General features: G+C 67.7%; 10 protein-coding genes. 3 read left to right on the forward strand and 7 right to left on the reverse strand.

Translation table 11 applies throughout. The annotated features are described in order from the left end of the window. Positions 1–7: 7 nt before the first annotated feature. The 3 genes from nadC to fdxA all read right to left on the reverse strand — a co-directional run bounded on the left by nadC (position 8) and on the right by fdxA (position 2,354). A complete protein-coding gene (nadC, locus tag GY40_RS19515; protein ID WP_038365677.1) occupies positions 8–841 on the reverse strand; it encodes a carboxylating nicotinate-nucleotide diphosphorylase in 834 nt (277 codons plus the stop codon). A gap of 286 nt (positions 842–1,127) precedes the next feature. Next, positions 1,128–1,901, reverse strand: coding sequence for a ferredoxin--NADP reductase (locus tag GY40_RS19520; RefSeq protein ID WP_038365679.1), 774 nt, complete (start codon positions 1,899–1,901; stop codon positions 1,128–1,130). Between the two features lie 123 nt (positions 1,902–2,024). Continuing rightward, complete coding sequence (gene fdxA, locus GY40_RS19525; protein ID WP_038365680.1) at positions 2,025–2,354, reverse strand: ferredoxin FdxA; 330 nt, start codon at positions 2,352–2,354, stop codon at positions 2,025–2,027. Positions 2,355–2,487: 133 nt separating this feature from the next. On the opposite strand from fdxA, the gene GY40_RS19530 reads away from it, so the two are divergent. From GY40_RS19530 to GY40_RS19540, 3 genes are all read left to right on the forward strand, one after another. Next, entirely contained in the window at positions 2,488–3,687 is a 1,200-nt protein-coding gene (locus GY40_RS19530; protein ID WP_038365681.1) for an amidohydrolase family protein, read from the forward strand. A 161-nt stretch (positions 3,688–3,848) separates the two neighbouring features. Next, positions 3,849–4,346: a (2Fe-2S)-binding protein gene (locus GY40_RS19535; RefSeq protein WP_038365682.1), complete on the forward strand. Its 498-nt coding sequence runs from the start codon at positions 3,849–3,851 to the stop codon at positions 4,344–4,346. Then, on the forward strand, positions 4,343–7,879 hold the full coding sequence (locus GY40_RS19540; RefSeq protein ID WP_051988296.1) for a molybdopterin cofactor-binding domain-containing protein: 3,537 nt from the start codon (positions 4,343–4,345) through the stop codon (positions 7,877–7,879). The genes GY40_RS19535 and GY40_RS19540 overlap by 4 nt, the downstream gene beginning before the upstream one ends. A 64-nt stretch (positions 7,880–7,943) precedes the next feature. On the opposite strand, the gene GY40_RS19545 is transcribed toward GY40_RS19540, so the two are convergent. From GY40_RS19545 to GY40_RS19560, 4 genes are read right to left on the reverse strand one after another with little or no spacing between them, the layout of a single operon-like run. Then, positions 7,944–8,528: an amino acid synthesis family protein gene (locus GY40_RS19545; RefSeq protein WP_038365683.1), complete on the reverse strand. Its 585-nt coding sequence runs from the start codon at positions 8,526–8,528 to the stop codon at positions 7,944–7,946. Then, complete coding sequence (locus GY40_RS19550; protein WP_038365684.1) at positions 8,525–9,109, reverse strand: amino acid synthesis family protein; 585 nt, start codon at positions 9,107–9,109, stop codon at positions 8,525–8,527. The genes GY40_RS19545 and GY40_RS19550 overlap by 4 nt, the downstream gene beginning before the upstream one ends. Continuing rightward, positions 9,102–9,986 carry a UPF0280 family protein gene (locus tag GY40_RS19555; protein ID WP_038365686.1) on the reverse strand — a complete coding sequence of 295 codons (885 nt, stop codon included), beginning with the start codon at positions 9,984–9,986 and terminating at the stop codon, positions 9,102–9,104. Before GY40_RS19555 ends, GY40_RS19550 begins: the two co-directional genes overlap by 8 nt. Positions 9,987–9,990: 4 nt before the next feature. Next, complete coding sequence (locus tag GY40_RS19560; protein WP_038365688.1) at positions 9,991–11,475, reverse strand: hypothetical protein; 1,485 nt, start codon at positions 11,473–11,475, stop codon at positions 9,991–9,993. Positions 11,476–11,673 lie beyond the last annotated feature (198 nt).

Consider the following 11,673-nt stretch of genomic DNA (forward strand, 5'->3'; position numbering starts at 1 on the left):
CCGCCGCTCACGCCTCGTCGAGGCCGATATCCACCGCGACCGCAGCCTGCGTGATCTTGCTGGTCGAAATATAGTCCACGCCGGTCTCCGCGATGGCGCGGATCGTGTCGATCCTGATCCCGCCGGAGGCTTCGACCTTCGCCCGCCCGCCGATGATGACGACGGCCTCGACCATGTCCTTGATCGACATGTTGTCGAGCATGATGACATCGACATCGGCGGCGACGGCCTCGTGCACCTGTCCGAGGTTGTCGCACTCGATCTCGAGTTTCGTCAGGACGGGCAGCTTCTTGCGGGCCCGCGCGACGGCGGCGGCGATGCTGCCGCAGACGGCAATGTGGTTGTCCTTGACCATGACGCCGTTGTCGAGGCCGAGCCGGTGGTTGAGACCGCCACCGCAGCTCACGGCATGCTTCTCCATCATGCGCAGGCCCGGCGTGGTCTTGCGGGTGTCAATGAGCCTGGCCTTCGTGCCTTCGATCGCCGCCACATAGCGCGCGGTCTCGTTGGCGATGCCGGACAGGCGCTGGGCGATGTTGAGGGCGGTGCGTTCGGCCGTGAGCACGCTGCGGGCCGCTCCCTCGACCTCGACCAGGACGGCGCCCTTCTCGACGCGGTCCCCGTCCTTGACGCGCAGTTTCACCTTCAGCGTCGGGTCGTAGCGCTGGAATACGCGCGCCGCCACCTCGACGCCGGCGACGATCATCGGCTCGCGGGCGTTCATGTAGAACGCGCCGACCTCGTCCGGCTCGATCATGACCTGGACGGTGAGATCGCAGGCCCCGATGTCCTCGATCAGCCAGTGATCGATCAAGCGGTCAGTGGCGAAAACGTCGTACATCTCGTCCCCTCGCGATTTCAGCGCATAATTTGTTTGTATACGAATGATAGGGTCGGTTTTTCGTCGCTGTCAATCGGACTTTGCCGCTTCCGTCGAAGCTGCGGTCCGGTGCCTCCGGTCGCCTTCGGAGCTGCCCGCATCGGTGGGGCGGATGCTTATTGTCCGGCCTTGGTGCTTTCGGCGCCAACGCCGTTCGTGTTCGCTCGGAGCTTCGGGTTCTCATCGACAGCCCGCTGCACGGGCACCCGTATCTGCACCGGCTCCGCCCTGCGTTCAATCCCGCATTCTATTTCTCGACGAAGGCCTTCTCGATGACGTAGTCGCCGGGCTCGCCGTGGTTGCCTTCCTGGAGGCCGCGCTCGGCGAAGATCGTCTTGAGGTCGGCCAGCATCTGCGGCGAGCCGCAGAGCATGAAGCGGTCGCCCTGCGGATCGAAGCCGGGCTGGCCGATATCGGTATAGAGCTGGCCCGAAGTCATCAGGTCGGTGATGCGGCCGCGGTTGCGGAAGGGCTCGCGCGTCACCGTCGGGTAATAGATCAGCTGCTCGCGGATCATCTCGCCGAGGAACTCGTCCTGCGGCAGATGCTGGGTGATGCGCTCGCCATAGGCCAGCTCCGCGACCTGACGGCAGCCATGGACCAGCACGACCTTCTCATAGCGCTCATAGGTCTCGGGGTCGCGGATCAGCGACAGGAACGGCGCCAGCCCGGTGCCGGTGCCGAGCAGGAAGAGCCGCTTGCCGTCCTTGAGGTTGTCGAGCACCAGCGTGCCCGTCGCCTTCTTGCCGACGATGATGGGATCGCCGACCTTGAGGTTCTGCAAACGCGAGGTCAGCGGGCCGTCCGCCACCTTGATCGAGAAAAACTCCAGCGTCTCGTCGTAATTCGTGCTGGCGACGCTGTAGGCCCGCAGCAGCGGACGCTCGCCGACCTTCAGCCCGATCATCGTGAACTGCCCGTTCTTGAACCGGAACGTCGTGTCGCGCGTCGTCGTGAAGCTGAACAGCGTGTCCGTCCAGTGATGCACGCTCAGGACCTGTTCCTCGTAGAAATGGCTCATCGCATCGTCCTTGAAAGTCCGGCGGCGGGCTGGCGGATGCCTTCACCGACGGGTCGTGGAATTCGAGGGTTAAGTCGCAGCCGGGTCTCCGCTTCCGCGGAAGCATTGCCGGCAAAGTAAATCCTATGCGTCGAGGGCCTCGGGCAGGAATTGCAGCTTGTCCGGGACGCCCTTCCAATCCTCTGCATCGGCGGGCGCGTCGCGCTTGTCGGTGATGCCGGGCCATTGCGCGGCAAGCCGGCCGTTGAGGGCGACCCAGCGGGCGGAACCCTCGGCCGTATCGGGGATGATCGCCTCGGCCGGGCATTCGGGCTCGCAGACGCCGCAATCGATGCATTCGTCGGGATTGATGACGAGCATCGTCTCGCCTTCGTAGAAGCAGTCGACCGGGCAGACCGCGACACAGTCGGTGTATTTGCAGCGAATGCAGGCTTCCGTGACCGCGTAGGCCATGAGGCTCTCCCTCCTGCTTGACAGGACGAAAAGGGTCCGACAAATTCGTTCGTGTACAAACGATATGACTCGCCGATATGGCTTTGTCAATCGGCGGCGCATAACGTGGAAACGATCAAACCGAGGCGGGCCGATGGCTGAACAATCGACGGCGACAATCACCCCCGACCACAAGCTCGTGGTCCGGAATATCGGCCTCATGCTCAGCGGCGATATCGGCAATCCCATTCTCGAAGCGGATACGCTCATTGCCATCGGCGGCAGGATCGCGGCGGTCGGCCGGGCCAAGGATCTGGACACCGACAAGGCCGACACCGTCATCGATGCCAACGGCACGGTGCTTCTGCCGGGGATGATCGACAGCCATGTCCACCCGGTCGCGGGCGACTGGACGCCGCGCCAGAACCAGCTCGGCTGGATCGATTCGACCATGCATGGCGGCGTCACCACGATGATCTCCGCCGGCGAGGTCCATACGCCGGGCCGGCCGAGGGATGTGGTCGGGGTCAAGGCGATGGCGATCTATGCGCAGCGCTGCTTCGACGCCTTCCGGCCGGGCGGCGTGAAGATCCATGCCGGCGCGCCGGTGATCGAGCCCGGCATGGTCGAGCAGGACTTCAAGGATCTGGCCGATGCCGGCGTCAGGCTGCTCGGCGAGGTCGGGCTCGGTGGCGTCAAGGATGGCGCCACGGCAAAGCAGATGGTCGCCTGGGCGCGCAAATATGGCATCCAGTCGACGATCCATACCGGCGGCCCTTCAATCCCGGGCTCCGGGCTGATCGGCGCCGATGTGGTGCTGGAAGCCGACACCGACGTCGTCGGCCATATCAATGGCGGCCATACCGCCTTGCCGGACGCGGAGATCCGCTGCATCTGCGAGGGCTGCAAGCGTGGCCTCGAACTGGTCCATAACGGCAATGAGCGCGCCGCTCTCTATACGCTGCGCGTCGCCCGCGAGATGGGCGAGCTCAACCGCGTCATCCTTGGCACGGACGGGCCGGCGGGCTCCGGCGTCCAGCCGCTCGGCATCGCCCGCATGGTCTCGCTGCTCTCCTCGCTGGGAGAGGTGCCGGCCGAGATCGCCTTCTGCTTCGCCACCGGCAACACGGCGCGGATGCGCAATCTCGATTGCGGTCTGATCGAGGTCGGGCGCTCCGCCGACTTCGTCTTCATGGACAAGGCCCAGCACTCCGCGGGCAAGAGCTTCCTCGACAGCATCCAGCTTGGCGACCTGCCGGGCATCGGCATGGTGGTGATCGACGGCCTCGTCCGCTCCGGCCGCAGCCGCAACACGCCGCCGGCCGAGAAGGTGCCCTCGGTCCAGGGGCACTGAACGGCCTCGGCTTGGTCACGCCGCCCATCGGCCGATGAGGTTTTCAACGATATAACGATTGCGGCCGATCCGGAATCGTTGTTGTCTCGTTCGTATACGAATGACTTTCGGGGCAGGTGGGTGTCGCGGGACTTGCATTCTCCAGGCGCGGATAGGGTGGGATGAGGCCTGTCGCGCGCGCCTTCACCTTGACCGTCAACGGCGCCGAGCATCGCGTCGAAGGCGAGCCCGACACGCCGCTGCTCTTCTTCCTGCGCAACGACCTTGCGCTCAACGGCCCGAAATTCGGTTGCGGCCTCGGTGAATGCGGTGCCTGCACCGTCCTGCTCGATGGGGTCGCGGCCAGAAGCTGCGTCTATCCGGTTCGCCTCGCCGCCGGCCGCGCCATCGTCACGCTGGAAGGGCTCGGCACGCCGGAAGCCCCGCATCCGATCCAGCAGGCCTTCATCGACGCCCAGGCCGCCCAATGCGGCTATTGCATCAACGGCATGGTGATGACCGCCAAGGCCTTCCTCGACGTGAAGCCTGCGCCGAGCGAGACGGAGGTGCGCGAGGCCCTGCGCTACAATCTCTGCCGCTGCGGAACGCATGTCGAGATCGTGCGGGCGGTGATGCGCGCTGCCGAACGCGGCTGGCGACCCGATGGGGCCGGGCAGTGACGGGCAGGGCGCCTCCACCCTCCCGGCGGGAGCTGCTGAAGCGTGGCGGCGTGATCGCCGTCGTCTCGCCGCGCAAGGACGCCCCCTCGGATGCGGGGCCCGAGGAGGGGCTGGACCTGCATGTCTGCGTGACCGGGGAAGGGCGGGTGTTCGCCTTCTGTGGCCATGTCGATCTCGGCACCGGCATCAGCACGGCTTTGGCGCAGATCGTTGCCGAGGAGCTCGATTTCCCCTTCGATGCGGTCGAGATGGTGCTGGGCGATACGGCCGAGACGCCCGACCAGGGCGCGACGATCGCGAGCGAAACGATCCAGGTCACCTCGATGCCGATGCGGATCGCCGCGGTGCAGATCCGCCGGCAGCTCCTGTCGCTTGCGGCTGCCGCCCTCGACTGCCCGGAAGAGGAGATCGACATCCGTGCCGGCACGCTTGCCCGGCGCGGCGAGGTGGGCTCTTCGCTTAGTCTCGACGCGCTGCTCGGAAACCGGCGCATCCTGCTGCCGCTGGCCGAAAGCGCGGCCTTCAAGCCGGTCGAGCGTCATGCCATCGTCGGCAAGCCGGTCGAGCGGGTCGATATTCCGGCCAAGCTCACCGGGCGTTTCACCTATGTGCATGATGTACGCGTGCCGGGCATGCTGCATGGCCGGGTCGTGCGCCCGCCCTATGCCGGTCTCGATGGCGGAGATTTCGTCGGGCACAGCCTCGAAGCGATCGAGCGCGATTCCATCGCCGATATCCCCGGCATTCGCGCCGTGGTGGTCGAAGGCGATTTCATCGGCATCGTCGCCGAACGCGAGGAGCAGGCGGCGGCAGCGGCGCAGTCCCTCAGGACGCATTGGAAGCACTGGCCGGCGCCGGCCGATCTGCGCGACGTCGAGAATGCGCTCCGCGCGCATCCGGCGACGCCCCGCAAGCTGGTCGACGAAGGCGATGTCGAGGCGGCGTTGCTGACCCTCGAGAAGCGGCTCGATCGGACCTATGTCTGGCCCTATCAGATGCATGGCTCGATCGGGCCGTCCTGCGCCGTCGCCGATGTGCGGGAAGACGGCATCACTGTCTGGGCCGGCAGCCAGAACCCCTATCCGCTGCGGGCCGACATCGCCTTGCTGACCGGCCTGCCGGCGGAACGGATCGAGATCGTCCGCCACGAGGCGGCGGGCTGCTATGGCCGCAACTGCGCTGACGACGTGGCGGCCGATGCGGTGCTGCTGTCGCGGGCCGTCGGAGCGCCGGTCCGGGTGCAGCTCACGCGCGAGCAGGAGCATCTCTGGGAGCCGAAGGGCGCCGCCCAGCTCATCGACATCGCCGGCGGGCTCGGGCCGGGCGGTTCGCTCGCGGCCTACGACTTTCATACGCGCTACCCCTCCAATGCGGCGCCGACGCTGGCGCTGCTGCTGACCGGGCGCATCCCCAACACGCCGGCGACGCTGAAGATGGGCGACCGCACCGCGATCCCCTCCTATGCCTATGAGAACATGCGGGTCACGGCCTATGACATGCCGCCAATCGTGCGTGCCTCCTGGCTGCGCGGCGTCTCGGCCATGCCCAACGTCTTCGCGCATGAAAGCTATATCGACGAGCTGGCGCATGAGGCGGGCGTCGATCCGGTCGAGTTCCGCCTGCGCCACATCACCGATGCGCGTGCCGCCGAGCTGGTCGAGGCAACGGCCGCCCGCGCCGGCTGGGAGCCGCATGTCGGGCCGCGCCTGCGGGCCGAGGGCGATGTCCTGCACGGGCGCGGCTTCGCCCAGGCCCGCTATGTCCATGGCAACTGGCCGGGCGTGGGGGCCGCCTGGTCGGCCTGGGTCGCGGATGTCGCGGTCAATCGCGTGACCGGGGAGGTGACGGTCAGCCGCGTCGTGGTCGGCCAGGATACCGGGATGATGGTCAACCCGGCTGGCGTGCAGCACCAGATCCACGGCAATGTCCTGCAATCGACCAGTCGCGTGCTGCGCGAGGAGGTGACCTTCTCGGAGACCATGGCCGTCGCCGCGCGCGACTGGGGCGCCTATCCGGTGCTGAGCTTTCCGGAGCTGCCGGCCATCGATGTGATGCTGATGGATCGGCAGCAGGAGCCGCCGCTCGGTGCCGGCGAATCCGCCTCGGTGCCGAGTGCGGCGGCCATCGTCAACGCGGTCTATGATGCGACGGGAGTGCGCTTCCGCGAATTGCCGCTGACGCCCGAGCGTGTGCTGGCCGGGCTGAACGGGCGCCCGGCACTGGCCCCGCCGCCCGCGCGGGGAGGCCGACGCGGCCTCGGCTTCTGGGCCAGAATCGGCGGCATGGCTGCGGCCGCCGCGACGTTTGCGGCCGTCTCGCTGTCGCTTGCGCCGGAGATCGCGCCCATTGCCCGGCCGGACCCCGCGACATGGTCCGCAGCCACCATCGAGAAGGGGCGCCAGCTCGCCGCGCTCGGAGCCTGCGCCGTCTGCCATACGGACAGGGACGGCGTGCCCTATGCCGGCGGGCTCGCGCTGGAGACGCCCTTCGGCACGGTGACGAGCACCAACATCACGCCCGATCCCGAGACAGGCATCGGCAACTGGTCCTATCCCGCCTTCGAGCGGGCGATGCGCGCCGGCATCCATCGCGACGGGCGCCATCTCTATCCCGCCTTTCCCTATGCGAATTTCGCGAAGACGAGCGATGCCGATCTGCAGGCGCTCTATGCCTTCATGATGTCGCAGACGCCGGTCATGCGGGTGAATGAACCGAGCCGGCTCATCTTTCCGTTCAACCTGCGCCCGCTGATGGCCGGCTGGAACCTGCTGTTCAACCGGGGCAAGGAAGCGAAGCCGGAACCCGCCCGCACGGCCGAATGGAACCGGGGGCGCTATCTCGTCGACGGGCTCGGCCATTGCGGCGCCTGCCATTCGCCGCGCAATGCGCTCGGCGCCGAGAAGGGTGGGACGGGTTATCTCGCCGGCGGCGAGGCCGAGGGCTGGGAAGCGCCGGCGCTGACGGGCGCCTCGCATTCTCCGATCCCGTGGAGCGAGGCGGATTTCTACGCCTATCTGCGCAGCGGCCATGCCGCGAACCACGGCACGGCATCCGGGCCGATGGCGCCCGTCATCGCGGAACTCAAGGAGTTGCCGGATGCCGATATCCGCGCCATGGCCATCTATCTCGCCTCGCTCGGCGCCTCGCCTCCGGAGCCCGAGATCGCGGCGCGCACCGAGGCGATCCTGAAGGCGACGGCATCGGCCGCCAATCCCGGCACGTCGCGGGCCGCGCGGCTCTATGAGGGGGCCTGCGCCGCCTGCCATGAAACCGGGCGGATCGCGCCGCTGGCCAATCAGGGGCCGGCGCTGGGGTTGAGCTCGAAGCTTCACGCCGCGACGCCGGCCAATCTCGTCAACCTGCTGCTGCAGGGCGGAAGTCACGGCATGGGCCAGATGCCAGCCTTCGGAAACGCGCTCGACGATGGGCAGGCCGCTGAACTCGCGAGCTATCTGCGCAGCCGCTTCGCGCCGGAGAAGCCGGCTTGGAACGGGGTGGAAGCGGCTATCGCAAGGGCACGCAAGGCCCCTTAGGGGACCGCAACCCCACACCCCAACCCTCTCCCCCCAAGGGGAGAGGGGGATAGGCGTCCTGCGCTCAGCGCAGCCCGTCCTCGCCCTTGATCTCGTCGGTCTTCAGGCCGCCGACGCGTGGCAGCGGGCGCCCGGCGCTGGTCAGCACGATCGCGACCATGATCTCGTTGGCGCGCGGCGCGTCGGGAATGCGCACCTCCATGCCGTCGAAATGGCTGCGGACATAGGCCGCCGCCTTGTGGCCGAGCGGCACGTCCAGCACCACGCCGAGCGAGCCGCGCTTCTTGCTGGACGGGATCAGGGCAGGGGCCTTGCCGAGGAGCTTGCGCAGCGGCGCGCCGAGCTTGGGATGCAGGATCGCGGCGGCGTGCTCCAGCTCGCCATCCTCGCCGACGGCGGCGGCCTTGCCGTAGCCTTCGACCTGCTCGCCGGGAATGCCGAGCGCCGCCAGCGCATGGCGGCCGAGCAAATCGCCCAATTCCTCGCCGATCTCGATCAGCGGCGCGAGGTCCGCCTCATAGCGTCCGGCGAAGGGGTTGGCGATCACCGCGATGGCGGCGGCCCGGCGCACGGCCGGTTCCACCGGGCGGCCCATCTCGGAGCGGGTCTCGTCGAGAATGGTGACGAGCTTGCGGATTCTGGCGCTCATCGCAGGCCGTCCTCCCCCTTGATCTCGGAAGCCTTCAGGCCGCCGACGCGGGCATGGATGCGCGCGCCCGTCGTCATCACCAGCGCGAGCAGCATTTCATCCGCCTTCGGCGCGTCGGTCAGCCCGACCTCGAAGGCGTCGAAATGGCTGCGGACATAGGAAGCATTGATATGGGTGACGGGGATGTCGAGGCGCGTGCCGGGCCCGCCGACCTTCTTGGTCGAGGCGACGATCGCCTTGGCGTCGCCGAGGATCTCGCGCATCGCATAGCCGCCCGGCACGTGCCAGAGCGCGCCGTGCTCCAGCTCGCCGGCCGCGCCGACGATGGCGCCCTTGCCGTAACCCTCGATCGCCTTCGGATCGCCGCCGAGCGCTTCGAGAAGCTGCTTCGCCAGCGAGAGGCCGAACGGCTTCAGATCATCCATGAAACCTTGGATATCCGCCACGTAACGCCCGGCGAAGGGGTTGGCGATGACGGCGAGCGCCGCGCCGCGTCGCAGCGGCGTGGCGGGGGCAGGGCCACCCTCATGGAAAATCGTCTCGACGACGATGGCGAGCTTGCGAATGGCGATCTCAGGCATGAGCCAGTTTCCTCCGGGTGATATCGGCCAAGGCGGGCAAAGCGAGCGTGCGGGTCCTGCCCTGGAGATGGATGGCGCAGGAGCCGATGAGCCGGCGCGCCTGCAATCCGGCGGCCTGATCCAGCCCGGCGGCGAGCGCTTCCGCGATCTCCGCTTCGGTGAGCCGGCCGACATGGCGCGTCACGGGAATGTCGCCGAGGTCGCTGTCCGACTGGATCGTGTCGGCCGGAACCCGGACGACGGCCGGATGGCCCGGAAGATCGACGGCATTGGCGATGACGGTCGCCGCCGCATCGGCCATGGCGGCAGTGGGCGCCAGCACCGTCACCGCTTCGGCGATGCCGCGCGAGAAGCTGCGGCCGGGATAACCGCTGGTCGCGACGCCGCCGATGCCGTCGGCGGCCGAGATCGTCGTGGCTCCGAACAGGTTCGGCCGGTCGGGCCGATCGACGAGGCCGATGCGGAAATGCTCGCCTTGCGCCAGATGCAGCGCGATGTCGCCGCCATTGTTGACGAAGGCGCGAGTCAGCGGCGCGGCCGCGAGCATGGCGCCGAGAATCTCCTCGGCGACGGAACCGGCCACGGCGGCCATCGGCGTGATGAAGCCGGCTCCGGCGAACGGAGCCACAGCCGCGTGCATGCGCTGCGCGACCACGCCCTCCGGCGTGGGGCTTGCCTCCGTCACGGGCGTGCGCAGCAGAGTGAGCTCACCGCAGAGTTCCGCCAGAAGCCCATCGAAACGATGCAAGGCGGCCTCATGGGCCATCCGCACGGCGTCGGTGCTGCCCTCCGCCTGAACGACCAGATCGATCGGCCCCTGCTGGAGCAGCAGGCGCTTGCCGTCCGGCAGGAAGCGCGCTGAGGGCCGCTCGAACATCGCGCTACCCGTGCGAGTGCCGCGTGGAATGCGGTGCGAACGGCCAGGGATTGTCCTGGTGCTGCGGCAGCTGGAGGCGCCCGCCGCGCTTGAGCTCGCTCAGCGGCTGGACATGGTCCATATGGCCGCCGAGCTCGCGATAGTCCGAAAGCTTCATCGTGAACTCCAGCGGTGCGACCAGCGCCGGTGTCGGCACATAGCCGAAGGCATTCTCGGGCAGGCGCGTGACATCCACCATGAAAGTAATGCCGCCGCCCGGCCAGATATAGACCGGCGCGCCGCCGCAGGTGACATAGGTCAGCGAATCCTTGACCGAGCGCGTCAGCCGGACCGGGTTCTCGGTCACGCCCGCCCGCAGCGAGCCGCCGGCGCCGCCGATGAACAGCACGGTCGACAAGGCGGGCTCGCAATTCTCCGCGATGCGTTCGACCGGCTCGCGCAGCGGCACCGGGATGTCCATCTCGACCGGCCGCAGATTGTCGTCCAGCTCGTAATAGGCGGCGTGCTCGCCCGTGGTCGAAACCATCAGCAGGCGCAGGCCCGGCCGGGCGGTCTTCGGATCGAAGGGGCCGAGGATGGCGAGCGGGTCGCTGATATTGGTGCCGCCCCAGCCGGTGCCCGGTTCGGCGACCTGGAAATAGCGGCCGGGCGTCGAGCGCCGCCCCTTGAGCTTGATCCCGGTCGGCTCCATGCCCAGCAGCTTGCCGGCCTGATGCTCGGAGAGCACGCCCGTGATGTGGTCGTCGACGACGACGACCTCGTCGACCTTGCCATGCCATTGCTTGGCGAAGATGCCGATGGTGGCCGAGCCGCAGCCGACCCGCATCCGGCTCTCGGCCACGCCGTTGACGATCGGGGCCTTGCCGGCCTGGACGACGACCGTCTCGCCGCCGTCGATCGCCATCTCCACTGGCTTGCCGTTGCAGAGCGACAGCAGCGCGTCGCAGGTCACGCGGCCCTCCTTCTTGGAGCCACCGGTGAGGTGATGCACGCCGCCGAGGGAGAGCATCTGCGAGCCGTACTCGCCCGTCGTGACATGGCCGACGGCCTCGCCCTCGACCCGTACCGTCGCGGTTTCCGGGCCCAGGAAGCGGTCGGTGTCGATTTTGATCTTCACGCCGCAATAGCTGAAGATTCCCTCGGTCACGACCGTGACCATATCGACGCCGTCGACCTCGGAAGAGACGATGAAGGGCGCCGGCTTGTAGTCGGGATAGGTCGTGCCAGCGCCGATGGCGGTGACGAAGGTGCCCTGCGGGTTGAGGATGTCGCCGCTCCATTCGCGCTCGCCCGCGAAAGACACAACGTCGCCGCCCTGGCCGATCCTGCGGTCGAGCACGACATGCGGATCGACCCGCACCAACGTGCCGTTGACATTGCCGTAGCGATCGCAGGCGCCGACCGCGCCGGGCTTGATGAAGCACATCACCGGGCAGGCATCGCAGCGAATCTTGTCGTCAACCGCCAATGTCGTCGCGTCGGAGCTCATGCTCGCACTCCTGGCGCCGGAAACGCGCCGCTACATTATTTGTATGCAAACAATTTAGCCCTGCAAGCCCGCGCCCGTCAACACGATCGCTGCGCGGGAAGAGCGGGGCTTTCGCCGCTCAAAGTGCGCGGAATACCGGGCGCGGCAATAATGCGGCGATTTTAATCACGCCCTGCCTTCACAAGCCGCGAAACCGAG

This window comes from Allobosea sp. UNC402CLCol (assembly GCF_000745475.1).
GTDB lineage: Bacteria > Pseudomonadota > Alphaproteobacteria > Rhizobiales > Beijerinckiaceae > Allobosea > Allobosea spartocytisi.

What these genes read in the sequence shown, in the direction of transcription:
- nadC (WP_038365677.1), bottom strand. Translation starts at nt 841, where the DNA reads ATGTACGACGTTTTCGCCACTGACCGCTTGATCGATCACTGGCTGATC.
- GY40_RS19520 (WP_038365679.1), bottom strand. Translation starts at nt 1,901, where the DNA reads ATGAGCCATTTCTACGAGGAACAGGTCCTGAGCGTGCATCACTGGACG.
- fdxA (WP_038365680.1), bottom strand. Translation starts at nt 2,354, where the DNA reads ATGGCCTACGCGGTCACGGAAGCCTGCATTCGCTGCAAATACACCGAC.
- GY40_RS19530 (WP_038365681.1), top strand. Translation starts at nt 2,488, where the DNA reads ATGGCTGAACAATCGACGGCGACAATCACCCCCGACCACAAGCTCGTG.
- GY40_RS19535 (WP_038365682.1), top strand. Translation starts at nt 3,849, where the DNA reads ATGAGGCCTGTCGCGCGCGCCTTCACCTTGACCGTCAACGGCGCCGAG.
- GY40_RS19545 (WP_038365683.1), bottom strand. Translation starts at nt 8,528, where the DNA reads ATGAGCGCCAGAATCCGCAAGCTCGTCACCATTCTCGACGAGACCCGC.
- GY40_RS19550 (WP_038365684.1), bottom strand. Translation starts at nt 9,109, where the DNA reads ATGCCTGAGATCGCCATTCGCAAGCTCGCCATCGTCGTCGAGACGATT.
- GY40_RS19555 (WP_038365686.1), bottom strand. Translation starts at nt 9,986, where the DNA reads ATGTTCGAGCGGCCCTCAGCGCGCTTCCTGCCGGACGGCAAGCGCCTG.
- GY40_RS19560 (WP_038365688.1), bottom strand. Translation starts at nt 11,475, where the DNA reads ATGAGCTCCGACGCGACGACATTGGCGGTTGACGACAAGATTCGCTGC.